Origin of the sequence: Streptomyces sp. Edi2 (assembly GCF_040253635.1) — a bacterium.
In the GTDB taxonomy this organism is placed as follows: Bacteria; Actinomycetota; Actinomycetes; order Streptomycetales; family Streptomycetaceae; genus Streptomyces.
The window spans coordinates 2,764,194-2,788,473 of record NZ_JBEJGX010000003.1; the positions used below are offsets into that span (position 1 = coordinate 2,764,194).

General features: G+C 71.6%; 23 protein-coding genes. 13 read left to right on the top strand and 10 right to left on the bottom strand.

The window, feature by feature from the left end:
* Positions 1-104: 104 nt before the first annotated feature.
* Positions 105-1,130: an adenosine deaminase gene (locus ABR737_RS15630; protein WP_350250785.1), complete on the bottom strand. Its 1,026-nt coding sequence runs from the start codon at positions 1,128-1,130 to the stop codon at positions 105-107.
* Between the two features lie 260 nt (positions 1,131-1,390).
* Positions 1,391-1,885, bottom strand: a complete 495-nt coding sequence (locus tag ABR737_RS15635) for a gamma-glutamylcyclotransferase family protein (protein ID WP_350250786.1) — start codon at positions 1,883-1,885, stop codon at positions 1,391-1,393.
* A 139-nt stretch (positions 1,886-2,024) separates the two neighbouring features.
* On the opposite strand from ABR737_RS15635, the gene ABR737_RS15640 reads away from it, so the two are divergent.
* Positions 2,025-2,783, top strand: a complete 759-nt coding sequence (locus ABR737_RS15640; RefSeq protein WP_350250787.1) for a SanA/YdcF family protein — start codon at positions 2,025-2,027, stop codon at positions 2,781-2,783.
* Positions 2,784-2,845: 62 nt separating this feature from the next.
* Here the strand turns inward: ABR737_RS15640 and ABR737_RS15645 are convergent, their stop codons facing one another.
* Both ABR737_RS15645 and cutA read right to left on the bottom strand, forming a co-directional pair.
* Positions 2,846-3,862, bottom strand: coding sequence for a trypsin-like serine peptidase (locus ABR737_RS15645; protein WP_350250788.1), 1,017 nt, complete (start codon positions 3,860-3,862; stop codon positions 2,846-2,848).
* 1 nt (position 3,863) lies between these two features.
* The gene (cutA, locus tag ABR737_RS15650; RefSeq protein ID WP_350256795.1) at positions 3,864-4,160 is read right to left on the bottom strand and encodes a divalent-cation tolerance protein CutA; all 297 of its coding nucleotides are present in this window, start codon (positions 4,158-4,160) and stop codon (positions 3,864-3,866) included.
* Between the two features lie 553 nt (positions 4,161-4,713).
* On the opposite strand from cutA, the gene ABR737_RS15655 reads away from it, so the two are divergent.
* Positions 4,714-5,079 carry a cupin domain-containing protein gene (locus tag ABR737_RS15655; protein ID WP_350250789.1) on the top strand — a complete coding sequence of 122 codons (366 nt, stop codon included), beginning with the start codon at positions 4,714-4,716 and terminating at the stop codon, positions 5,077-5,079.
* A 257-nt stretch (positions 5,080-5,336) separates the two neighbouring features.
* Here the strand turns inward: ABR737_RS15655 and ABR737_RS15660 are convergent, their stop codons facing one another.
* Both ABR737_RS15660 and ABR737_RS15665 read right to left on the bottom strand, forming a co-directional pair.
* Positions 5,337-6,125 (bottom strand): sulfite exporter TauE/SafE family protein, encoded by a 789-nt coding sequence (locus ABR737_RS15660; protein ID WP_350250790.1) that lies wholly within the window; start codon positions 6,123-6,125, stop codon positions 5,337-5,339.
* The gene (locus ABR737_RS15665; RefSeq protein ID WP_350250791.1) at positions 6,115-6,309 is read right to left on the bottom strand and encodes a DUF998 domain-containing protein; all 195 of its coding nucleotides are present in this window, start codon (positions 6,307-6,309) and stop codon (positions 6,115-6,117) included. Before ABR737_RS15665 ends, ABR737_RS15660 begins: the two co-directional genes overlap by 11 nt.
* 156 nt (positions 6,310-6,465) lie before the next feature.
* Between ABR737_RS15665 and ABR737_RS15670 the strand changes: the two genes are divergently transcribed.
* Together ABR737_RS15670 and ABR737_RS15675 are read left to right on the top strand one after the other, a co-directional pair.
* On the top strand, positions 6,466-7,704 hold the full coding sequence (locus ABR737_RS15670) for a lipase (protein ID WP_350250792.1): 1,239 nt from the start codon (positions 6,466-6,468) through the stop codon (positions 7,702-7,704).
* 174 nt (positions 7,705-7,878) lie between these two features.
* On the top strand, positions 7,879-8,724 hold the full coding sequence (locus ABR737_RS15675; RefSeq protein ID WP_350250793.1) for an aldo/keto reductase: 846 nt from the start codon (positions 7,879-7,881) through the stop codon (positions 8,722-8,724).
* On the opposite strand, the gene ABR737_RS15680 is transcribed toward ABR737_RS15675, so the two are convergent.
* Positions 8,684-10,552 (bottom strand): ferredoxin reductase family protein, encoded by a 1,869-nt coding sequence (locus ABR737_RS15680; RefSeq protein ID WP_350250794.1) that lies wholly within the window; start codon positions 10,550-10,552, stop codon positions 8,684-8,686. The genes ABR737_RS15675 and ABR737_RS15680 overlap by 41 nt on opposite strands.
* A 389-nt stretch (positions 10,553-10,941) precedes the next feature.
* On the opposite strand from ABR737_RS15680, the gene ABR737_RS15685 reads away from it, so the two are divergent.
* The 5 genes from ABR737_RS15685 to ABR737_RS15705 all read left to right on the top strand — a co-directional run bounded on the left by ABR737_RS15685 (position 10,942) and on the right by ABR737_RS15705 (position 15,356).
* A complete protein-coding gene (locus tag ABR737_RS15685; protein ID WP_350250795.1) occupies positions 10,942-11,541 on the top strand; it encodes a DUF5753 domain-containing protein in 600 nt (199 codons plus the stop codon).
* On the top strand, positions 11,538-11,825 hold the full coding sequence (locus ABR737_RS15690) for a DUF397 domain-containing protein (RefSeq protein ID WP_350250796.1): 288 nt from the start codon (positions 11,538-11,540) through the stop codon (positions 11,823-11,825). Before ABR737_RS15685 ends, ABR737_RS15690 begins: the two co-directional genes overlap by 4 nt.
* Positions 11,826-12,219: 394 nt before the next feature.
* Positions 12,220-14,535, top strand: a complete 2,316-nt coding sequence (locus tag ABR737_RS15695) for an Ig-like domain repeat protein (protein ID WP_350250797.1) — start codon at positions 12,220-12,222, stop codon at positions 14,533-14,535.
* 335 nt (positions 14,536-14,870) lie between these two features.
* Positions 14,871-15,029 (top strand): DUF7196 family protein, encoded by a 159-nt coding sequence (locus tag ABR737_RS15700; protein ID WP_350250798.1) that lies wholly within the window; start codon positions 14,871-14,873, stop codon positions 15,027-15,029.
* A gap of 39 nt (positions 15,030-15,068) precedes the next feature.
* Positions 15,069-15,356, top strand: a complete 288-nt coding sequence (locus tag ABR737_RS15705; RefSeq protein ID WP_350256796.1) for a hypothetical protein — start codon at positions 15,069-15,071, stop codon at positions 15,354-15,356.
* 185 nt (positions 15,357-15,541) lie between these two features.
* On the opposite strand, the gene ABR737_RS15710 is transcribed toward ABR737_RS15705, so the two are convergent.
* The 3 genes from ABR737_RS15710 to ABR737_RS15720 form a co-directional block, all read right to left on the bottom strand.
* A complete protein-coding gene (locus ABR737_RS15710) occupies positions 15,542-16,501 on the bottom strand; it encodes a zinc-binding dehydrogenase (RefSeq protein WP_350250799.1) in 960 nt (319 codons plus the stop codon).
* Positions 16,498-16,701, bottom strand: coding sequence for a hypothetical protein (locus tag ABR737_RS15715; protein WP_350250800.1), 204 nt, complete (start codon positions 16,699-16,701; stop codon positions 16,498-16,500). The genes ABR737_RS15710 and ABR737_RS15715 overlap by 4 nt, the downstream gene beginning before the upstream one ends.
* A gap of 79 nt (positions 16,702-16,780) precedes the next feature.
* Entirely contained in the window at positions 16,781-17,716 is a 936-nt protein-coding gene (locus ABR737_RS15720) for an ArsR/SmtB family transcription factor (RefSeq protein WP_350250801.1), read from the bottom strand.
* Between the two features lie 322 nt (positions 17,717-18,038).
* On the opposite strand from ABR737_RS15720, the gene ABR737_RS15725 reads away from it, so the two are divergent.
* The 4 genes from ABR737_RS15725 (at position 18,039) to nirD (ending at position 24,118) form a co-directional block, all read left to right on the top strand.
* On the top strand, positions 18,039-18,416 hold the full coding sequence (locus tag ABR737_RS15725) for a peptidase inhibitor family I36 protein (protein ID WP_350250802.1): 378 nt from the start codon (positions 18,039-18,041) through the stop codon (positions 18,414-18,416).
* A 221-nt stretch (positions 18,417-18,637) separates the two neighbouring features.
* Positions 18,638-20,689, top strand: a complete 2,052-nt coding sequence (locus ABR737_RS15730) for a glycoside hydrolase (protein WP_350250803.1) — start codon at positions 18,638-18,640, stop codon at positions 20,687-20,689.
* Positions 20,690-20,960: 271 nt separating this feature from the next.
* The gene (gene nirB / locus ABR737_RS15735) at positions 20,961-23,636 is read left to right on the top strand and encodes a nitrite reductase large subunit NirB (RefSeq protein ID WP_350250804.1); all 2,676 of its coding nucleotides are present in this window, start codon (positions 20,961-20,963) and stop codon (positions 23,634-23,636) included.
* Positions 23,637-23,788: 152 nt separating this feature from the next.
* On the top strand, positions 23,789-24,118 hold the full coding sequence (nirD, locus tag ABR737_RS15740) for a nitrite reductase small subunit NirD (RefSeq protein WP_350256797.1): 330 nt from the start codon (positions 23,789-23,791) through the stop codon (positions 24,116-24,118).
* The last annotated feature ends 162 nt before the right edge of the window (positions 24,119-24,280 follow it).

Here is a 24,280-nt window from a genome sequence, read left to right on the forward strand (position 1 = left end):
GGCCCGGTCGCCCCGGGAAGGACGGGCTGACGGGACGGGCGGCAGGGACCGGGCAGGGGCCCGCCCCGCCCGGTTCCCTGCCGCCCGCTTCCCTGCCGCCCGCGCTACGCCCCGTGCGCGTCAACCTCCCGCAGGTACGCCGCGCGGTCCGCCTCGTCGAGGAAGGAGGCGCGGAAGGAGTTGCGGGCGAGGGTGCGCAGCGTCTCGGGGTCGAGGCCGAGGGCGTCGCGTACGGCGGTGAAGTTGTCGCCCGCGTAGCCGCCGAAGTAGGCCGGGTCGTCGGAGTTGACGGTCACCAGTAGTCCGGCGTCCAGCATCGCGGGCAGCGGGTGGCCGGCGAGGTCGTCGATGACCCGCAGCCGGACGTTGGACAGCGGGCAGACGGTGAGCGGCACCTGCTCGGCCGCCAGGCGGGCCACCAGCCGCTCGTCCTCCAGGGAGCGCACCCCGTGGTCGATCCGGTCCACGCCGAGGACGTCCAGGGCCTCCCACACATAGGCCGGGGGCCCCTCCTCCCCCGCGTGCGCGACGCACTTGAGTCCGGCCTCCCGGGCCAGCGCGAAGACCTCCTTGAACTTCGACGGCGGGTGCCCCACCTCGGCGGAGTCCAGGCCGACGGCGGTGATCTTGTCGAGGAAGGGGCGGGCCGCCTCGAACGTCGCCAGGGCGGAATCGGCGCTCTCGTCGCGCAGGAAGCACATGATCAGGCGGGTGCTGATGCCGTAGGTCTCCTGGGCGCTGTCGAGCGCACGGGCCAGGCCGTTGATGACCGTCGCGATCGGGACGCCGCGCGCGGTGTGCGCCTGCGGGTCGAAGAAGATCTCGGCGTGCCGTACGCCCTGTTCCCGGGCGCGGGCGAGATAGGCGTGGGCGAGGTCGGCGAAGTCGTCCTCGGTGCGCAGCACGGCCATCAGCGCGTAGTAGAGGTTCAGGAACGACTGCAGATCGTCGAAGGAGTAGGCGCGGCGCAGCTCGTCCTCGGTGGAGTACGGCAGGGCGACGCCGTTGCGCTCGGCGAGCGCGAAGGCCAGCTCGGGCTCCAGGGTGCCCTCGATGTGCAGATGCAGCTCCGCCTTGGGAAGCGGCGCGGGGGCGGTTGGGGCGGAGGGGGAGGACGGGGAGGAAGCCACGCGGGTCACACCTGTTCTGCGGGTCGGAAGTGTTCTGCGGTACGGGGAGTGTTCTGCGGTACGGGGAGTCGTCAGCGGTACGGGAAGGTGTTGCGGACAGTGGTCAGCGGTCGTGGTTGCGGTTGCGGTTGCGGGGATCTCCGCCGGTGACCGGAAGGGGCCCGTCCGGCGAGGAGTCGCCAGGCTATCGGGGCTGGTGACCGGTGCCGCGGCGGCGCTCTTGCCACCCGCGCGTCGATGGCGGCCCTGCGGCCGCGCCCTCAGCCGGCCGCGGCTCTCGACGCCGGCCAGTCGCCGCCCTCGATGGGGGTGCCGGTCGCGCGCAGCCGCGCGGCGAGGCGGTCGGCGGCCAGGTAGACCCAGGCCCGTACGGTCCTGCCGTCCGCGCACACGGCGTCGGTACGCACCCGCTCGTAAAGGTTCTCCGGGTCGCCGGGGGCGTAGTCCTCCAGCCGGTCCAGCGTCGCGCGCACCTCGTCGTAGTCGGTGTCGCGGGGCAGGACGAGGTCGCCGTGGACCACCGCGCCGGCGGGTCCGGCCGTCGCGTACGGGTATCCGGGGCCGTCGTAGAGCAGCGCGCCATCGATGTGGGCCGGTTCCTCGGCCGTGGTCCGGCCACGCAGGGCCCAGGCGTGGTTGGCCTCGCCGGGGCGCAGCGTTCCGTAGACGAAGAACGGCAGGCGCTCGGGCTCGGGCAGGCGCCCGGGCGCGGGCTCGGGCTCGGGCAGGCGCTCGGGCTCGGGCTCGGTGGTCATGGCGGTGCTTCCTCTCCGGGCCGGGGTGCTCCCTCTGCCACGATGCCAGGCCGCCTGCGCAACCAACACGGCGCGGTGGGGCGTCGCAGCCTGCAAGACCCATCACGACAGGCACGGCCGGGAAACGGGGCACGGACGGATGCAAGGGCAGGAAACGGGGCCGGTGCGGCGCGCGGGGCGGCGCATACGGCAGCGGGCAGGGAGCGGACTGCGGGGACTACCCGTACTACGCGGACTACGCCGGATCCGGCTGCCGCGGAGCCGCCGTGGCCGGCGCCGCGCCTATCAGGCGGTCGTCGCCTTGACGGTGCTGGCGCTGGCGCCCGCGACCTGGATGAACGCCTCGGCGGGCCCCCGGGTGCGCAGTGTCGCGGACGCGCCCGCCGCGCCCGTCGCCATCGTGTTCGGCGCGGGGCTGTGGAACGGCGCGCCGTCGCCGTACCTCGCCCACCGGCTGGACGCGGCCGCCGCACTGTACGACCGGGGCACGGTCCGCGCGGTCCTGGTCACCGGCGACAACAGCCGGGACGACTACGACGAGCCGGATGCGATGCGCGCCTATCTGCTGCGGCACGGCGTTCCGGCCCGCAAGATCGTCAGCGACTTCGCGGGCTTCGACACCTGGGATTCCTGCAGCCGTGCGCACCGGGTCTTCGGCGTGGACCGGGCGGTGCTGGTCAGCCAGGGCTTCCACATCCGGCGCGCGCTGGCGCTGTGTCAGGCGGCCGGGGTCGACTCGTACGGCGTCGGGGTGGCCGCGAAGCGCGATGTGACCTGGGCGTACGGCGGTGTCCGGGAGATCTTCGCGGCCCCGAAGGCAGCGGCGGAGGCGCTGCTGCGGCCCGATCCGCACTTCCTCGGGCCGCACGAGAAGGGGGTGGCGGAGGCGCTGCGTTAGCGCCCCCGCCACCCCGCCACCCCGCCGTTAACGCCCCCGCCACCCCACCCGCTGGGGCACGGTCACGCCTGCGACGCCTGGGCGTAGAGGCTGAGGACCTTCTGGCCGAAGTACGGGCTGTAGGAGATGCGGTCGCTGTCCGGACCCTTGGGGCCGCCGCCGTTGAGGCCGCCGATCAGGCCGATGACCCGGCCGGTCCCGCTCTCCTCGTCGAAGTCGGCCAGCCAGGGGCTGCCGGAGGTGCCGCCGTAGAACCCGCCGCACTCCATGCGCAGTTCATGGGTGCCGGACAGCCGGCTGGTGCGGGTGGCGCAGCGTACGGCCTTGTCCTGGGGGTCGTTGCGGACGTTCGGGTAGCCGACGACGGTGACGTCGTTGGTGTAACCGGGTGCCGGGGAGAGGGTGTTGCCGCCGGTGGTGTCCTCGACGGGTTGGCCGCCCTCGTCGGGGGCGACGGTGGCGAAGGCGAAGTCGAGGTCCGCCCCGGCGCCGCTGGTGCCACGGCCGGGGTAGGCGAAGGTGTCCTCGATCGCCCACACCCCGTACGGCTGCTTGTCCGCGCCGGAACGATACTGCGGGACAAAAGCCGCCCGGGTACCCGGATTGCAGTGCCCGGCGGTGAGGATCAGATTGCGGTGCGGGCTGTGCACCACGCTGGCGGTGCAGTGGTGCGCGCGGGCGTCCCCGTCCACGGAGAACAGCACGCCGACGGACGGGACGCCGTCGAAGTGCCGGGCGATGGCGGCCGACTTGGCGGCGGGAGCGGACCGGGTGGTGGCGGCCCGGTCCGAGGTGCCGCGTTCGGGGCCGGCCGGTGCGGCGGCCGCCATCCGCTCCCGCGTCCAGTAGGCGGCGGCGTCCCGGCTGGTCCAGGTGGCACCGGGGCGGGGGCTGGGGCTCGGCCGGCCGTCGTGCGCCGCCGCCTGCGGGGTGTCCTGCGCGGCATGGCCCACGGAGGCGAGGGTCAGGCACGCCGCCACGCCGGCCACCGCGGTCCCGGCCGCGATCCAGCGCCGCCGGACCGGCCGCTTCTGCGCGTGCCGCGTCGTCGCACCGCGACCGGTGGTGTTGCGTTCCACGTCAGCTCGTCTCCTTCGCGACCCAGGACAGATAGCCGGCGCCACCGTGGGTGACCGGCGTGGCGATGATCTCGGGGGTGTCGTAGTCGTGCGCCTGCAGGAGGTAGGACTCCAGAGCCTCGTAGCGCGCCCGGGCCGTCTTGAACAGCACCTGCCACTCCTGGCCGGTCTCGATCGCGTCGTCCCAGCGGTACACCGAGGTCACCTGCGCACTGATCTGCGCGCAGGCGGCGAGCCTCTGCTCGATCGCGCCGCGGGCCAGGTGCGCGGCCTTGGCCTCGCTGTCGACGGTCGTCATCACGGTCAGGAATCGGGCGTCCGGGTTCCCGGCGGAACCGGGTGGTCGGGTCGGTTCGGTCGGGTCGGTCGGATCGGTCGGATCGGTCGGGTCGGTCGGGTCGGTCGGGTCGGCCACAGGTGCATCCTTCGCGGTGGGGGTCGGGAGGGATCGGGACAGACGGGACGGTGGGCCCGCACCGGCCGAGCAGGCGCGCCCGCCGCCACGGAACCGTTCCGCATCGTACGGACCGAGATGATCATCCCGTAAGGGACCGGCCCGCCCGGAAGCGGTATGCACCCGGACGCCGTCCCGTCCGCGAAGCGGCTCCCGGGCGGTTTCCGGGCGGGGGTCCGGGGCGGTTTACGGACGATTCCGGGGTTGGCTCCTGGGTTGGCTCCCGGACAGTTTCCGGGCGGCCCGCGGACGGTTTCCGGGTTGGCTTCCGGGCGGCTCCCCGACGGGTTTCCGAACGGTCCCCGGCCCGTGGGCGCGCTCCCCGGTTGCGTCCCGGGGCGCACCGGCAACGATGGAAAGGAAGCTCCGCCGCGTCCGCACGCGAAAGGCCGGCCTCATGGACGATCTCGATGCACTCGCCCGTCACCTGCTCGACGAAGCCAGGACCTCCGCGCACGGCCGCAGCGCCCACCTCTTCCTGCACGACGGCCCGCTGCGGCAGGCCGTGATCGCCCTGACCGCGGGCACCGAGCTGGACGAGCACAACACTCCCCCGGCAGCGAGCCTGCACGTCCTGCTCGGCCGGGTCCGGCTGACCGGTGAGGGCGGCGGCCCGGAGCTGAAAGCCGGTCAGGTCGTCATGCTCCCGCGCGAACGGCACGGGCTGCTGGCCCTGGAGAACGCGGCGGTGGTGCTGACGGCCGTCACGGGAGTCCCGCTGAGCGAGCGCCGCACGGCGGCCGCGGCGGCGACGTCCGGGTAGGGGCACGGTGGGCACCCGAGGCAGGGCCGCGGCGGCGCCCCGGGGCAGGCGGCGACGGCCCGCGACGGCCCGCGACCACCGGACTACCGGACTACCGGACTACCGGACTACCGATTCTTCACGTCTTTCTGAATCTTCCGCACTGTCGAGAGCGTGACCAGCCCGAGGGCCCCCGAGTGCCCCCGAACGCCCCCGGGTGCATCTGACCGAGGAGGACAGTACGGCCCTGCCGCGGCGACCCACCCCCGGTGCCGGGGTCAGACCGCCAGCCACTGGTCGTAGCCCAGCTTGCACAGCAGGGCGACGACGACCACCACCAGGACACCCCGCACGAAGCCGGCGCCGCGCTTGAGGGCCATCCGGGCGCCCACCATGCCGCCGACGAGGTTGAACAGCGCCAGCAGGGCGCCGAGTTGCCACAGCACGGTGCCCTGGATCGCGAACATCGCCAGCGCGCCGATATTGGTGCAGACATTGACGACCTTGGCGGTGGCCGACGAGCTGACCAGGTCCATGTGCAGGATCGCGGTGAGCGCGACGACGAGGAACGCGCCGGTCCCGGGCCCGATCAGGCCGTCGTAGAAGCCGATGCCCAGGCCCGCGACGAGGACGGCCGCCACGACGCGCCGGCGGGAGACCGGCCCCGAGGGCGCGGGCGCGGTCCCGAAGGCCGGGCGGAAGAGGACGAAGGCGAGCACCGCCAGCAGGACGGCCATGATCAGCGGGCGCAGCACCTCGCTGTTGATCCCCGCCGCGAAGAACGCCCCGGCCAGCGAACCGGCCATCGCGGCGAGGCCGATGCGCAGCGCGCTCCGGACATCGATCGGGGCCTTGCGGACGTAGGTGACCGCGGCCGCGGTGGTGCCCACGACAGCGGTGGACTTGTTGGTCCCGAGGACGAACGCGACGGGCGTGTGCGGCAGGCCGACCAGCAGGGCGGGAAGCAGCAGCAGTCCGCCGCCGCCCACCACGGCATCGATCCAGCCCGCCGCGAGGGCGGCCAGACAGAGCAGGGTCAGGGTGAACAGCGATATGTCAGGAGGCACCGGTTGATCTTATAAACCACGCCCCGCCCCAAGGCCTCCCGACGTGCCACAGGCCCGCCGCGAAGAGCAGCGACAGCAAGCCCGCGAAGAGGAAGTTGACGGTCTGCGCCCACCCGTCGCGGCCGAGGCAGAGCGAACTGACGGGATGACGGAACGGTTTGGTGACGCGATCGGATGCAGGCACCAGGAGGACCAGGGGGCCTGCACCAGTGCGTCGACGTTTGCCACACGTGAGGCTGAACTAGCTCTCGCCGAACCGAACTTGGAGGAAATCGTGGCCATCCCTGTCTTACTCTCGTCGCCCAGCAGAACCCGGTATCGCAGCGGTCTCCGGGCGCACGTGGCAGCCGTCTGCTGTGGCCTGCTGCTGAGCGGGGCGGCCGTCACCACCGCTGCGGCTGCGCCCGCTGATCACGCCCAGGCGCAGGCGCAGTTCAAGGAGCGCGGACGGGGCACGCTGGTCTCCACAGAGAAGCTGTACACGCTCCCGACCCCGCAGGCCGCGGCCGCCGAGCTGGACGCGGCCGGGTTCGAACACGACACCGTCCGCTACGGCGTGGTTGCGTACCGGCTGGTCTACCGGACCGTCGATCCCTACGGACGGCCCACTACGGCGAGCGGTCTCTTCGCGCTGCCGCTCAACAGCGAGGAGCGGTTACGCGCGGTCTCCTTCGCGCACGGCACCGGCAGTCACAAGAACGACTCCCCGTCCATGCAGCGCGGCGCGTTCGTGTCCGCGCCGGTGATCGCGCACGCGGCGGCCGGCGCCGCGGGGGTCGCGCCCGACTACCTGGGGCTGGGCAAGGGACCTGGTTTGCACCCCTGGATGGACATCGGCTCGGAGACGACGGCTTCCCTGGACATGCTGCGGGCGGCCCGGGCCTTCGCGCCCCTCACCGGACATGCGCTGGAGCGCAAGGTCATGGTCACCGGCTTCTCGCAGGGCGCCTCGGCGGCGCTGGGGCTCGGCCGGGCTCTGGAGGCGGGTGAGGACCACTGGTTCAGGCTGGATGCGCTGGCACCCGTCAGCGGCGCGTACGACTTCGGTGGTACGGAGCTGCCCGCGCTGCTCGAGGGCAGGCTGGAGCCCAAGTCCGGTGTGCTGTATGCGGCGTACACCCTGGTGGCATTCAACCGGCTCCACCACGTCTACGACAGCCCGAGCGAGGTCTTCCGAGCCCGTTATGCGGGCACCATCGAGGCGCTCTTCGACGGCGCCCAAACGGGGGAGCAGCTGATGCGGGGCACCCCGGGCACGCCGGACGAGCTGTTGACCGAGCACGGCCGCGACCTGCTCGCGCATCCGACGGGGCCGCTGGCGGCGGCGCTGCGCACAACCGGCGCCGTATGCACCGGCTGGGCCCCCGGTGCGCCGGTTCGGCTGTACATGGCGACCGGGGACGAGCAGGCCGCCACCGCCAACACCGAGCGCTGCCAGGAGGCTCTGCTCAGGAATGGCGTGGACGCCCCGGTCGTCGATCTCGGCGCCGTCGACTACCGGGGGTCCCGTCACTTGGGGTCCAATGTCGCGGCCACGTCGGCGATCGTGCGCTGGTTCGGTGAGTTGCGCCGCCGGTGACGTGCACTCGGCCGTGGATCGTGGACGATGACTTGTGGACGCAGGTTGAGCCGTTGCTGCCACCCTGGCCCGAGCGGTCGCCGCGACCACGGCCGATGACAGACCGGCTCTGCCTCCAGGTACCGATCCGGTGGCGACAGCAGTGGCAACAGCGATACCGAGGAGGCCGAGGCCATGGGAGACATCTTCGCGATCGGTGGGGAGCTGCCTGTCCGGCGGCTGGGGTTCGGGACCGGCGGGCTCGTCGGGCCCGGCTACTGGGGGCCGCGGCACGACGATCCGCGGCGCTCCGTCGTCCTGCTGCGACGGGCCGTCGAGCGCGGGGTCACGCTGATCGACACGGCCGACAACTACGGTCCGGACGTGGCCGAGGAGTTGGTGGCGCGCGCCCTGCACCCGTATCCGGAGGGGCTGGTGATCGCGACGAAGGGCGGCGTGGTCCGTACCGGCCCGGACCTTTGGCACATCGCCGGACGCCCGGAGGACCTGCGCGCCATGTGCGAGGCGAGCCTGCGGCGGCTGCGCACCGACACCATCGACCTCTACCAGTTGCACCGGCTGGACCCGCAGGTGCCGATGGCCGACCAGCTGGGCACGCTGACCGAGCTCCAACAGGCGGGAAAGATCCGGCACATCGGCCTGGACTCCGTCAGTGCGGCCGAACTGGCACAGGCCCAGCGGCTCGCCCCCATCGCCTCGGTGCAGAACCGATACAACCTGCTGGACCGCGCCGCGGAAGACGTCCTGGAGCTGTGCGAGAAACAGGGCACGGCGTTTCTGCCGTGGTTCCCGTTGGGCAACGGCGCCCTGACCGAGGGCGCCGGCACGACGCTCGCCACCGTCGCCGCCCGGCACGGCGCGACCACCGGCCAGATCGCGCTGGCCTGGCTGCTGCACCGCTCCCCCGCCCTCCTCCCCACCCCCGGTACGGGCTCGCCCGCCCACCTCGACGAGAACCTGTCCGTGACGGATATCGCCCTCACGGAAGGGGACTTGGCCCAGCTGGACGCCGTGAGGTAGTCACGCGGCAAAGACGCCGGGGCGGGAGGTGGCGCCGGCGGTCCTCATCGCTCCGTCCCCACCACCAGTTCCACGGCGCCGCTGCGGTCCGGGAGGCTGTACCCGGCCGGTGCCCGGTCGGGGGCGGGCGCAGCGGCCGGGGTGACCGTCCGGGACACCAGGGTGGCGGTGAGCGCGCTCGCCCCCAGCAGACAGGCGGCGAGCTGACGGCGGGCCCGGACGGTGACGGCCGGGACGGTGTGCGGTTTGCGGTGTCGTGCCATGGGGGCGTTTCCCTTACGAGTGGGGGGCGATCGGGGACTGCGGGGCGAGCGCGGCGTGGCGCAACGGGTGAGGCGGCGGAGCGGGATGCACGGCGGAACGGACCGGGTGACGGAACGGACTGGGTGACGGGGCGGACTGGGTGACCGACCGGCCGCGTGGACCGGGTGACGGAGCGGGCTGGGCGACCGACCGGTCGGCGTGGGCTGAGTGACCGGCCGCGGGGACTGGGTGAAGGAGCGGCGGGCTCAGAACGTGAACTGCTCGGAGTGGATGCGGCCGGCCGGCACCCGGCCCGTTCCAGGGCGGCGGCCGCGGCTCTGGACATGCCGGGCGGGCCGCACAGATAGACGTCGTGTTCCGCCAGGTCCGGGACGAGGTTGCGCAGGGCCCGGGGCGCCAGCGGGTCGAAGGGGCCGTCGGACGGGCCGAGGAGGTAGTGCAGCGCCGCCCCCCTGGCGGCGGCGATCCTCTCCAGCTCCTCGCGCAGCACCAACTGGGCGGCGCTGCCCGCCCGGTAGAGGAGAGTGAGGTCACCCGGGCCACCCGGCAGGGTCTCGAAGAGCGCACGCATCGGAGTGATCCCGACTCCGCCGGCGAGGAGCAGCACCTTGCGCCGGGTCCGCCGGTGTGCGGTCAGCGCGCCGAACGGGCCGGTGGCCAGCACCCGTACGCCCGGCCGCAGCCGGCGAATCCGACGGGTGTGGTCGCCGCACGCCTTCACGGTGATCCGGAGCGCGTCGTCACGCACCGGTGCGGAGAGCGAGAAGGGCAGGGCCGTCCGCCACAGCCGCCGGTTCAGGAACCGCCAGCGGAAGAACTGCCCCGGCTCGGCCCGCAGTGCGTCCAGACCCACGCCCCGCATGACGACCGAGACCACATCCGGCCCCTCGGTGCGCACCTCGGTGACCCGCAGGCCGTGCCGCAGCGCCTGGCGTACCGGTACGACCAGCCGGTACCAGACCAGCAGGGTGCCGACCGTGGTGTGCAGCAGGGTCCACAGCCAGACGGCAACCGGGCCACCGGCCAGATCCGGGCCGGACAGCTGATGGGCGAAGGCGAGAGCGGCGCTCACGTAGGTCAGCAGATGTACGGCGCGCCACGTTTCATGGCCTAGCCGCCTGCGGGCCATACGGGCCGAGGTGATGCCGACGCCGGCCAGCAGTACGGTGCCGACGGCGGCCGCGGCCAGGCCCGGATAGCCCATCAGGCCGACGGCGGCACCGAGGACATCGGTGCCGGTGTGGGCGGCGTAGCCGCACAGCGCGAAGACGGTGTGGGCGAGGCACAGGGTCAGGACATGGCGGCCGCCGAGCGCGTGCCAGTGGGCCAGCCGGTCGGCGCCGACGCCGTGTTCGACGGCCGGGACCCGGGCCATCAGCAGCAGCATCACCAGGATTCCGTAGCCCGCGAGCAGTCCGCTGAGGTGGGCCAGGGTGGCGAACAGCGCATCGAGCCGCACCGAGGGATCGGCCTGCACCAGCCACAGGCCGACGACCAGCACCGCACCGCCGGCCAGCACCTGCCGCAGCGCCGTCGGCGTCAGGCGCAGCGGAGGCGCGGGCACCGGTGCCCTGCGCGGCCTCCTGCTCGTCCTCCTGCGCGGCGCGCGGACGGGCCGGGGCGGCAGGTGCCGGGGGTCGAGTCGCGAATACAGCGGGTGAGTGGTCGGTGGGTCGGCGGGGCCCGGAGTCGGGGCACCAGGACCGGGCGCGCCGCCCGGTGCGTACCCGTCACTGAGGTCGGCCTGGATCGTCACGGCGTCGAAAATACGGCTGTCCGGACACCGGAAAGAGCAGGTCAGGCCCTCTCCGCAGATCCTTAAGGCGGCCTTGAGGATGTGCTGACCGAGGGTACGTCAGCAAGGTCGAGTCCGGCACGCTGCTCCCCAGACCCAGCCAGAAGTTCGCCAAGGGCTGCGATCTCACCTTCGGGACGGGCGAGTTGTTCTCGGGCATGCTGGAGAGGATCGACGAATGGGAGCACCCGAGTTGGTTCGTCCCGTACCTCAATCTGGAGCGGAAGGCTTCGCGGATTCTGACCTACGAGACGAACCTCGTGGCAGGCATCGTTCAGACAGAGGACTATGCACGGTCCGTCTTCCGTGTATCCAACCCTCATGCGAGCGCGGAGGCGATCGAGGACAAGGTTGCCGCGCGACTACGACGGCGTGAGGTGTTCGGGCGGGACGCTCCGCCGCACCTATGGGTAATCCTTCATGAGGCATGCCTGCGCACCACGGTCGGTGGCGCCGAGGTCATGGCCGGACAGCTCGACTACCTGCTGACGGTGGGCACATCACCACGCGCCGAACTCCAGGTCATGCCCTACTCGGCGGGTATCCCGGCCACGTCCTCAATGCCCTTCATCGTGTTGCGCTTTCCGAGTTCCCGCACGGTGTTGTACACGGAGACCCGGGTAGGAGCCCGGATGCACGATTCCGAACAGGCGGTCGATGCGGCCCTGGACGACTATGATCTGCTCAGGGCGAATGCGTTGTCCCCGGATGAATCATTGCCCCTGATCAAGTCTCTGCTGAAGGAGTACCGAGCATGAGCCCCGACTTGGATCTCGCCGTCGCCACGTGGGTCAAGTCGTCCTACAGCGAAGGCAACGGCGGGGACTGCATCGAGTTTTCACGCGACTTCGCCTGGACCAAGTCGTCTTACAGCGAAGGCAACGGCGGGGCATGCGTCGAGTTCTCCCGTGCCCTCACCGATGCCCACGGCCTCGTCCCCGTCCGCGACTCCAAGAACCCCGGCGGTCCGGCGCTCGTCTTCCCGGCGGGTGGCTGGTCGTCGTTCATCACCGCGGTCAAGGGCGGGGAGTTCACGGCCTGAGGCACGGCAGTAGCTCTGATTGACCGGCCCCCGCTGTCCGGCGGGGGCCGTCGTCATGTCGGCGTGCCCCGGCTCACCCACCCGCGGAGGTCGGCGGCGAGCGCGCCGCCCGCCGCCGAGGGGTCGGTACGCGCCGCCCACGCACGCTGCGCCATCCGGGGGAACCCGGTCGTCAACCCGTAGCGCGGCGTCCCGCCGTTCCCTTCAATCGGTGCTACCGACGGTGGGGTGCCCATCCCCTGTCGGGGGACCATGGACGGCTGCCGGCGTGCTGCAGTTTCATCGTTGTTCAGGGCACCCCCCGGCAGGTCCGCGCGCCCGGACAGCTTCCTGCCCTCCGGCGTGCAACGGCCCCCCGCCTCCTCTGTGGAGCCTTCGAAAGGGGCTGTCCAACATGGCACTCGCTCTCACTCTCACCCCGTCCTCCCTCACGGCGGGCCAGACGTTCCAAGCCGCTGTCACCGGTGCCGTCGTGGGAGAGTTGATCACTTTCACGTATGACGCGGCACTCCCGCAGACAGCGGTCGCCGACCTCTCCGGCAATGCGAGCGTCACCTTCACAGCGAGCACGACGGACGTGGTGGTCGCCGCCGGTCCCACCAGTGGTGCCGCGACGGCGACCGTGACCGTGACGCCGGCGACGAACTGTGTGGTCACGCTGGAGTCCACACCGGCCAACCCGGCCCCCGGCCAGCCCGTGACGATCACCGCCACCGTCACCTGCGGCGGGGTGCCCGTCGCGGGAGCGACCGTCGTCTTCGCCACGGTCGGCGGGTCCCTGGGTGTCGGCGTCACCACCGCCGCGGGCACCGCCACCCTCACCACCAGCCTGCTGCCGCTCGGGCTCAACGTCGTCACGGCCACCGTGATCGCCGCCACCACCACCTGCACCTGTATCGGCATCGCCGCCTCGATCGACATCACCGTCACCGCGTTGTCGGACTGTGTGGTCACGGTGACCTCCTCGCCCGCCAACCCGGCCTCGGGCCAGCCGGTGACCTTCACCGCCACCGTCACCTGCAACGGGGCACCAGTCGAAGGCGCGACGGTACTCTTCGCCTCCACCAGCGGGTCCCTGGGTGTCGGCGTCACCACCGCCGCGGGCACCGCCACCCTCACCACCAATCTGTTGCCGCTCGGGCTCAACGTCGTGACGGCCACCGTGATCGCCGCCACCACCACCTGCACCTGTATCGGCATCGCCGCCTCGGTGAACGTCACCGTCACCGCGCCGCAGAACTGCGTGGTCACGGTGACCTCCTCGCCCGCCAACCCGGCCTCGGGCCAGCCGGTGACCTTCACCGCCACCGTCACCTGCAACGGGGCACCCGTCACCGGCGCAACCGTCCTCTTCGCCACCACCAGCGGCTCCCTGGGCGTCGGCGTCACCACCGCCGCAGGCACCGCCACCCTCACCACCAGCCTGCTGCCGACCGGGCTCAACGTCGTCACGGCCACCGTCATCGCGGCCACCACCACCTGCACCTGCATCGGCATCGCCGCCTCGGTGAACGTCACCGTCACCGCGCCGCAGAACTGCGTGGTCACCCTGACCTCCAGCCCCGCCAACCCGGCCGCCGGACAGCCGGTCACCCTCACCGCCACCGTCACCTGCGGCGGCGCACCCGTCACCGGCGCAACCGTCCTCTTCGCCACCACCAGCGGCTCCCTGGGCGTCGGCGTCACCACCGCCGCAGGCACCGCCACCCTCACCACCAGCCTGCTGCCCGCCGGGGCCAACGTCGTCACAGCCACCGTGATCGCCGGCACCAGTACCTGCACCTGCATCGGCGTGGCCGCGACAGCGACCGTGAACGTCACCGCCGCGCAGAACTGCGCCGTCACCCTGACCTCCAGCCCCGCCAACCCGACCGCCGGACAGCCGGTCACCCTCACCGCCACCGTCACCTGCAACGGGGCACCCGTCGTCGGCGCCTCGGTACTCTTCGCCACCACCAGCGGCCCGCTCGGCATCGGCGTCACCAACGCGTCCGGCCAGGCCACCGCCACCACCACCACGCTGCCCGCCGGCAGCACCACGGTCACCGCCACCGTGCTCGCCGGTACCACCACGTGCACCTGCGTCGGTGTTGCCGCAACGGCGACCGTGACCGTCGGAGCCGCACAGAACTGCGCCGTCACCGTGACGTCCACGCCGGCCAAACCGACCGCCGGCCAGCCGGTGACCGTTACGGCCACCGTCACCTGCGGCGGCGTACCGGTCCCGGGCGCGACCGTGCTGTTCAGCACCACCAGCGGCCCGCTCGGCATCGGCCTCACCAACGCGTCCGGCCAGGCGAGCGTCATCACCAGCACGCTGCCGGCCGGCAGCACCACGGTCACCGCGACCGTGCTCACCGCCACCGGCAGCACCTGCAACTGCGCGGGTTCCTCCGGCACCGGAACCGTGACCGTGGGCGGGGCGACGGGGCTCACCGCGCACCCGGCCTGCTACCGGCTCAACGTCCCCCCGCTGCCCTGGGCCTTCGCCACTGCCACGTTCAGCGCGAGTGGTGCAACTCCCGGCGCGACGGTCACCTTCCACCTGAACGGAGCCGCCGGCCCGGTGGTATGCACCGCCGTCGCCGATGCGAGCGGGAACGCCAGCTGCACGGCGAACCTCACCGTCGGGCAGGTGCTTTCCTCCAGCTACACCGCGACCAGCGGCGGCGCCTCCTCGTCCAACACCCTGTCCATCTGCCTCACCTGAGGCGCGACCCCGGCTCGCACACCGCGGCCGGAAACGCCGTACCGCGGCCCACCTGAACCGGCCCGTCCGCCAAGGGAGTTGCCGAGCGGCACAGCACAGCAGTCGACGAAACAGTCGGCACGGCAGTCGGCACAGCAGTCGACGAAACAGCCGAACCGCCGACGAACCGCCGACGAACCGCCGACGAAACAGCCGGCAAAACGGCCGTCCCCCGTAGTGCAAGTACGGGGGACGGCCGCTGGACCCCAAGGATAGGCCCCGGGGGCACGGCGGTACGCCTGCCGGCCGACGGGGCCGTTGGCCCTCATCGCACAACGTCACAGAAGGAGCGGAACATGGGCTGCAATTGCGGCGGCGGTGCCCGCCCGACCGTCATCATCTACCAGCTGAACCTGCCCGATGGCACCGTGCGCCAGTACTACACCTGGCAAGAGGCCGACGCGGCCAACCAACGCGCGGGCGGCGTCGGCACCATCCTCGTCATCAATCAGTAGCGGCCGGCTGGGTCCCTTCACGGTGACGGGGTGGATCTCATGAGCCTTGTGGCGTTTCTCCTTTCCCTCGGCGCGACGTGCCGCATCACCAGATTCCTGACGAAGGACTCGCTCGCGGCGGGATTCCGTTCCTGGGTGGCCGGCCGCTTCGGCGACGATTCCAAACCCGCCTATCTGGTCAGCTGCAGCTGGTGTTCGAGCATCTGGGTGGCTGCCGTCATGGCCCCGCTCGGGCACTGTACCGGAGGGACAACCGGATTCCAGATCGTCGCGACAGCGTTGTCCCTCTCCTACCTCGCCGGGCTGGCTTCCCGGTGGCTCGATTGAGCGGTGGGGGTGGGGCCAGGCCGGATATCCAAAAAGATGCGGGAAAGGCCGAGGCGAGATCCCTATTCGTCACGCCTACGCACCACCCGCAGCGAAGTGAATCAGCGGCTTGATGATTCCGTCCTCTTTCGAGGCCATCATGGCAAAGGCCCGTTCGATCTCGTCGAAGCCGAATTCGTGCGTGGTCATCGGGGTGGGGTCGACCTTTCCGTTCTCCAGGAGCCGGAAGATCCGCCGGAGCCACCCCCGGCCACCGCGGTTGAACCCGGCGTAGACCTGCTTGTCGGACATGCCGTAGCCGAAGGGCTCCAGGGGATCCGCAGCGGCTCGTGCACCTCGTCGTGGTACCCGACGTTGGAGATACGGCCTCCCGGCTTGGTGACCCGGAAGGCCGCCTCCCAGGTCTGCGGGGTGCCAAGTGCCTCGATGGCGGCGTCGACCCCCTGGCCGTCCGTCAGCTCCATGATCCGCGCGACCGGATCGCACCGGGTGTGGTCGACGATCAGATCGGCGCCGAAGCGGCGGGCGAGTTCCTGGCGGGCGGGAACCGACTCGACGGCGATGACGAGGCCCGCGCCGAGCAGCCGGCAGCCGATCGTCGCCGACAGCCCGACCGCGCCCTGGGCAAAGACCGCGACGGTCTCGCCCAGGGCGAGTTCCGCGTGTTCGGCGGCCACGAACCCGGTGGAGAGCATGTCGGTGGCGTACAGCGCCTGGTGGTCGGAGAGCGAGGCGGGAATCGGGGCGAGGTTGGCCTCGGCGTTGTTGACGAGGAAGTACTCGGCGAGGTTCCCGTCCCGCCGGGTGGTGAATCTGGCGCCTCCCAGCATCCGCCCCTGGCACTGCGAGGAGAACCCGCGCTGACAGGAATCGCACTGGAAGCAGGGCGTGATCCCGCCCACCGCGACGCGCTCGCCCTCGGCCAGCCCTTCGACGGCCGACCCGAGCGCATGGACCACACCGACCGCCTCGTGCCCCAGCGTCACATCCGGCGCGACCGGCATCGCGCCCCTCATGGTGTGCACATCGGTGGTGCACACCATGGCGGCGGTGGTGCGCACCACCGCATCAGTGGGGCCCGGTTCGGGGACCGGCTTCTCGATGACGGCGACTTCCCCGACCCTCCGGAGAACGAAAGCCCTCACGTCTGCGTACCTGCCGTTCGGTGCGGGGAGCGAGCGGAGACCGCCGGCCGGCCCCGGACCGGGCTCCGGACCAGGCCCTGGCCGCTCCGGCCGTCCGTGCGGCGGCCCCGGAGCAGGGCCGTGCCGTGCTCGCGGATACGGATTCGGATATGGGTACGGGTGTGGGCGTGGGTGTGGCGCATGATCCGGGTGTGGCGCATGCCCTCGCTCTTCCCGCAGGGGAGGCCCGGCGGTGTGTCGGGGCGTCATCTTCCGCCCGTTCGGCCGACCGCCCGGTGGTCACCTGGCATGCGCGAGCAGCCGGTCCGCCTCACCGGTGCGCTGGTAGCGGACGCTGCTGCCGTCCCGCAACCGGATGAGCAGGCCCGCCCGGTGCAGGCGGGTGAGGTGGTACGAGACCGTGGACGGGCTGAGGTGGTGCACCGCGGCGAGGCGGGTGGTGGTGAACGGCCGGTCCAGGCTGGACAGCAGCATCAGCCGCGTATGGCCGAGAACTTCACTGAGTACCTCACCCGCGCGCTGCGGTGTCCGGGGCCGCCCGCCGCCGCTCCCGGCCGACCGCAGAGCCGGATAGACAAGGCAGAGGCGGTAGCCCGCACGGTGGTCCAGCGCCAGGAAGCAGCGGGTGGCCAGAGTGGACGGGACGAGGGCGATCTCCCGGTCGTACGCGGAGTTCAGCTCGGTGTCGTGGGCAACGCACAGGGTGCCGTCGCGATAGGAGACCGAGGGGTGGAGCGAGGCGAGGCCATGGGCCAGCCCCTGCTTGGCGATGACGCCCGCGCGACGGAGGATGTCCTCCTCCGCCCGTTCCTCGATCACCGGCCAGTGGGGCTCCAGGCAGAGCCGGAAGAACCGCTCGATCTCTTCCACGAACCGCTGGGTGAACCTGTCGTCCCCGCGCACCGCTGCCTCCTGAAGGGCCTGCAGCGCCCGGGCGCGGGGCCGGGACGTGGTGGACGACGGGGAGAGGGCCAGGTACCAGGCCTTCGCCTCGTCGTCGGGAACGGCCGGTACCGCCCGGCAGGGGACCGCACCGGACAGGCCGTCCGGCGCGGAACCGTGGACGGCGGCGGGCACGGTTTCCCCGCTGTCACCCAGCAGATGGGAAAGGAACTGCAGCCGCTTCCACAACCGCGGGTCACGGGCCGTCCGGGCCCACGGGGGCTCTCCCGGCAGGGTGTGGGGCGCGAACCATCCGTGCTGTATCGCCGTCACGGTCTCCATCATGGGCGAGACCGCAAAGCGGATTGATCCCAGAGCCCGCATACTCAATTTCATCCGGATCACCGGCAACTCCCCCGTAAATCCATGCGGTGCGCCACGACACACGCCGTACGTCATACGCCATACGTCACAGTTCGCGCATCACAGTTCGCGCATCACGGTTCACGCGTCACACATCCCACGTGAACACGTCACGCATCTCACGTCACGCCCATTCGAACCTCATCGAATGGCCTTCCACGCATCCGTGGCTGCCTCTTGAATCGAGCTTATAGCGGGGAACGGCCCCGCACTCACGGGAGGAACAATGCGGATGATGCGCAAGGCGATTCTGAGCGCCGGTGCCATGTCACTGAGCGTCATGGCTCTGATCGGCTTCAGTCCGGTCGCTCATGCCGATAACGGCGCGTGCCCGAAGAACAGCTTCTGTCTGTTCGAGCACGACAACTACCTGGGCGGGCGGGCCGTGTTCCACAAGACCACCAGGCACCTGGGAAATCACAAGTTCGACAATGGCACCACGGTGGGCGACAACGCGAGCTCAATGATCAACAACATGGGCGTGGCCGTGGGGCTCTATCAGGACGGCGACTGCACGGGTAGGCACTACAACGCCCGCAGGGAAAGCACCGATGGAGACTTCAGCAACAACGGCTTCGACAACAAGGCCAGCTGCCTCGTCGTCAGCTAGGGCTTTTCCTCTGGATCACCTCACTGACCCGGTCGGTGAGGTGATCCGAAGGAGCGCGGGCCTCGGCCTGCACGGCGGCGACTGGCGGGGCGGCGGGTGACCGTGACATCGGCCGGTGCAGCAGCGGCCGATCCGCCCCCCCGCCCGAGCGGCACCGACCGGCTGAGCAGCACCGACCGGCTCTTAGAACTCTCTTAACCCCGCTGACTATTCACTCAGGTATGAAATCCCACCTCCCCACGACCACGGGGCGACGCCCCCGTGCCACCCGCGTCCTCGCCGCCTCCCTCGCGCTCACCGCGACCACCCTTGGAGTCGCCGGATGTGACAGCGCGGCCGCCGGCACCCTGGAGGGCAGCCGCCTCTCGCTTCCCGTCGCGGGCGGCACGGCCGTCGTCGACACCGCCTCGCTGGCCGTGAACGCACACACCGAGGACGGGCGGCAGCTGGTGCTGTCGGCTCCGGCCGGCGGCGGGCTCGGGAAGCCGGGGCCGGTGACCCGTACGGCCGAAGGGGCGCGCTGGAGCTACCCCGACAAGGGGCTGAAGGTGACGGCGAGTGCGGAGCGCGGGCGGCTGCGGATCAGGCTGCGGGCGGACCGCGACGGGTCGGTCAACTGGCCGGTGACCGGCACCGACCGGGCCGCCTCCGCCGTGCAGGTCCCGCGCGGCGAGGGGCTGGACATCCCGGTGAAGGACGCCTTCTGGAACGCCGGTCCCGAGAAGGGCGGGCTGGCCGGCAGCACCGTCGACATGGGCGAGGGCCTGTCCATGCCCCTGTGGGGCTACTCCATGGGCGGGGCGAGCGGTGGCGGGGCGAGCGGCAAGGGCACGGAGAGCGGCAAGGGCGGGCGCGGCGTCAGCTACCTCACCCCCACCGACCTCGGCACCTCGCTGCAGTTCGCCTCCACCGGCGGGCGGCTGCGCACCACGGCCCAGCACGCCTTCGACGCCGATGAGGGCACCCGCGACTACGAGGTCTCCTTCGCGCTCACCGACGGCAACCCGGTCGCCTCCGCCACCGACTACCGCTCCTACCTCTCGCAACACGGCCAACTCGGCAGCCTGCGCAAGAAGATCGAGCAGAACCCGGCCAACGGCAAGCTGCTGGGCGCGTTCCACGCCTATGTGTGGGGCGATGCGCGCACCGCCGCCGGGGTGGACAAGCTGAAGAAGCTGGGCGTGGACCGGATGTGGCTCGGTTACGACGCCGGCCCCGGCCCGATGAACGCGCAGGCGGTGCGGGCCGCCAAGAAGGCGGGCTACCTCGTCGGCCCGTACGACACCTTCGCCAACGGCCAGGAGCCCAAGGGCGCCGACAGCCCCACCTCCGTCTGGCCGGGCCGGGTCTATCCCGACTTCTGCGTCCGCAAGGCCGACGGCACCCCGAAGACGGGCTTCGGCAACCGCGGCTGCTACCTCAGCTCGCGTGCCTTCGAGAACGCCGAGCCGGTCAAGCACTACCTCGCCGACCGCACCCGGCAGATGGTCGCCAACGGCGCGGACAGCTACTTCCTCGATGTGGACGCGACGGGAGAGGTGTTCCGCGACCACGGCAAGGGCCATGAGATGACCAAGGCCGAGGACCGCGCGTACCGCCTGGCCCGGATGCAGCGGCTGTCGAAGAACCTCGTCCTCGGCTCGGAGAGCGCCCAGGCGTGGGCCAACCGGGTGCTGGCCTACAACCACGGCGCGCTCACCCCGGTCGACGACGGCCTGTGGAAGCTGGAGAAGGACCGGAAGACATGGGGCGGCTACTACCCGGAGAAAGCCCCCACCGCCTTCTTCAAGCCGGTGCAGCTGCCCCGCACGATGGCCACCGCCATGTACGACCCGAAGTACCGCGCGCCGCTCTACGAGACCGCGCTGCACGGCTCGCTGGTCAACGCCGAGCGCTGGGAGCTGTCGTACGAGAAGCTGCCGGCCCAGAAGACCACCAGGGCGCTGCTGGCGATGCTCTACAACACCCCGCTCAACTACGTCCTCGACGGCCCCACGATCGACAAGAACGGGCCGGAGCTGGCCGCGCTGCAGAAGTACTTCTCGCCGCTGCACCGCGCCGCGGGTACCGAGCAGCTGACCTCGTTCCGGTGGCTGACCGGTGACCGTACGGTCCAGCGCACGGTGTTCGGCAACGGCAAGCTGACCGTGACCGCCAACTTCGGCAGCAAGGCCGTGGACGGGCTGCCGGGCGGCTGCGTGGACGCCAAGCTGTCGGGCGACAAGCAGCCGCGGCGGCTGTGCCCGGCGCAGCTGAACGGCTCGAAGGGCTGAACGGCGGAATGGCTGCAAGCTGAACGACTGAACGGCTCAATAGTTGAACGACTGAACGGTTGAAGGGCTGAAGGGCTGAAGGCTTGATCAGCGGTGGGGGCCGCCGCCCTTACACGGCCGCGGCCCCCACACGGGCGGTGCAGTCACACGGGCGGTGCCGCCACCCGGCCGCCGCCCTCACACGGCCGCGCCCCCGCCACTGAGGGCAGCGTTCCGCCCGGGAAACAGTGCAGATGCGGGCGGGTAACAGCCACGCCGCAGGCTGAGTGGCATGACCTCGATGCCGCCGCACCCCGATGCCACGCCGGACGCCGCACCCGGCACCCCCACCCTCGTCCTCATCGGCCACGGCATGGTCGGCCAGCGCTTCCTGGAGGAGCTGGCCGACCGCGGTGTCACCGAGCGGACGCGGGTGGTCGTGCTGTGCGAGGAGCCCCGCCCGGCCTACGACCGCGTCCAGCTCACGTCGTACTTCGCCGGCCGCACCCCGGACGACCTGAGCCTGGCCGATCCGGACTTCATGGCCCGGCACGGCATCGAACTGCACCTCGGCGACCCGGCCACGGCCGTGGACCGCACCACCCGTACGGTCACCGCCCGCTCGGGCCGGACCGTCCGCTACGACGCGCTGGTGCTGGCCACCGGCTCGTACCCCTTCGTGCCGCCGGTGCCGGGCAAGGACAGCACGGGCTGTTTCGTCTACCGCACCATCGAGGACCTACTCGCCATCGAGGAGTACGCCGAGAACGCCCGCACCGGTGTGGTGGTCGGCGGCGGACTGCTCGGCCTGGAGGCGGCCGGGGCGCTCAAGGGGCTCGGGCTGCGCACCCACATCGTGGAGTTCAGCCCGCGGCTGATGGCCCTCCAGGTCGACGAGGGCGGCGGCCGGGCACTGCGGCGCACCGTCGAGGGGATGGGGCTGGAGGTGCACACCGGCGTCGGCGGCAAGGAGATCGTCGCGGACGGGGCGGGCGCGGTCACCGCCATGGGCCTGTCCGACGACTCCCGTATCGACACCGACCTGGTGGTCTTCTCCGCCGGTGTCCGCCCCCGCGACCAGCTCGCCCGGGACTGCGGGCTGCCGGTCGGCGAGCGGGGCGGCATCGTCATCGACGAGCAGTGCCGCACCGATGACCCCGCCGTGTATGCGATCGGCGAGTGCGCGCTGGCCGCGGACGGCCGGGTCTACGGGCTGGTCGCCCCGGGCTACGACATGGCCCGGGTGGCGGCCGCCACCATCGACGGGCAGCTCGGAAGCGACACCGCCCGGTTCGGGGGCGGCACCGGGGAGCCCGCCGGCTTCACCGGCGCGGACCTGTCCACCAAGCTGAAGCTGCTCGGCGTGGACGTCGCGTCCTTCGGCGACGCACACGGCACCACGGACGGCTGCCTGGACGTGGTCTACGCCGACTCCCGCAGCGGCGTCTACAAGAAGCTGGTGATCGGCGCCTCCGGCGAGCTGCTGGGCGGTGTGCTGGTCGGCGACGCCGACGCGTACGGGATGCTGCGGCCGCTGACCGGCACCGTTCCGCCGCTGGCGCCCGAGCAGCTGGTGCTGCCCGCCGGGGTCGCGGCCGAGGGCGGCGGCGCGCTCGGCCTGTCCGCGCTGCCGGACGACGCGGTGCTGTGCAACTGCCACAACGTGACCAAGGGGACGGTCAGGGCGGCGGTCACCGAGCACTCCTGCGGCACCCTCCCCGAGGTCAAGAAGTGCACCAAGGCCGGTACCGGCTGCGGCAGTTGCGTCAAGTCGCTGACCGCCGTGATGAACGACGAGCTGGCCGCGTCCGGCGTCAGTCTCGACACCGGTCTGTGCGGCTGCTTCCCGCACACCCGCGCCGAGCTCTACGAGATCGTCCGTACCCTGCGGCTGACGAGCTTCGCGGCGCTGCTGGACTCGCACGGCCGCCCGGAGGCACGGAACGGCGACGGCTGCGAGATCTGCAAGCCCACCGTCGGCTCGATCATCGCCTCCCTCGCGCCAGCCGTCGGCGCCGACGGCTATGTCCTCGACGGGGAGCAGGCCGCCCTCCAGGACACCAACGACCACTTCCTCGCCAACCTCCAGCGCAACGGCTCGTACTCCATCGTGCCACGCATCCCCGGCGGGGAGATCACGCCGGAGAAGCTGATCGTCATCGGCGAGGTGGCCCGCGACTTCGGCCTCTACACCAAGATCACCGGCGGCCAGCGGATCGACCTGTTCGGTGCCCGGGTCGACCAGCTCCCGCAGGTGTGGGCCCGGCTGGTGGCGGCCGGCTTCGAGTCGGGGCACGCGTACGGCAAGGCGCTGCGCACCGTGAAGTCGTGCGTCGGCCAGACCTGGTGCCGCTACGGCGTCCAGGACTCGGTCCGTATGGCCATCGAACTGGAGCTGCGCTACCGGGGCCTGCGCTCCCCGCACAAGCTGAAGTCCGCGGTCTCCGGGTGCGCGAGGGAGTGCGCGGAGGCCCGCGGCAAGGACTTCGGCGTCATCGCCACCTCCAACGGCTGGAACCTGTACGTGGGCGGCAACGGCGGCGCCGATCCGCGCCACGCCGACCTGCTCGCCCAGGACCTGGACGACGCCGGGCTGATCCGCCTGATCGACCGCTTCCTGATGTTCTACATCCGCACCGCCGACCGCCTGGAGCGCACCTCGGCCTGGCTGGAGCGGATCGAGGGCGGCCTCGACCACGTACGGGATGTCGTCGTGCACGACTCCCTGGGGCTGTGCGACGAGCTGGAGGCCCTGATGGCGGCCCATGTCACCCACTACCGCGACGAGTGGGCCGAAACCCTCGCCGATCCCGAACGGCTGGCCCGCTTCGTGTCCTTCGTCAATGCGCCCGGCGCACCGGATCCGTCCGTCCGCTTCGTACCCGAGCGCGACCAGGTCAAGCCGGATCTGACGCTGCTGGCCGGCCCCACTCTGCCCGTTCGCACCCTGGAAGGGACGTCCGTCTGATGACCACCGCACTCACCGCCCTCGCCCCCATTGCCCACCCCGGGGCCGTCGCCGCGGCCGCCACGGCCGCCACAGCCACTGCATCCGCCACAGCCGCCACGGCCGGTACAGCCGGTACAGCCGGTACAGCCGGTACAGCCGCCACGGTTGAGATCCGCTGCCCCCAGGGCTGGGTCGCGGTGTGCACGATGGACGACCTCACCCCGGGGCGCGGGGTCGCCGCCCTCCTTCCGGACGGCACCCAGGCCGCGCTCTTCGCCGACCGCGCCGGGCAGGCCTATGCGATCGCCAACCGCGATCCGTTCACCGGCGCCCAGGTCCTCTCCCGTGGCTTGACCGGCTCGGCCGACGGCCGGGCATTCGTGGCATCGCCGCTGCTCAAGCAGCGTTTCGACCTGGCGTCGGGGGACTGCCTGGACGACCCGGAGGTCGCGGTGGCGGCCTATCCCGTACGGACGCGGGGCGGGGAGCGCGACTGCTGAGACCTGCCCCTCCCTACCCATGAGCGCATGGGCGCCCGAGCACATGGGGCCTGAGTGCACGGGGGCCTGAGCACACAGGGGCCTGAGCACATGGGGGCCCGAGCACACGGGATCACAGGCGCAACCCAGCGGTTGCACCTCCTGTCGTCACGTGCAACCATC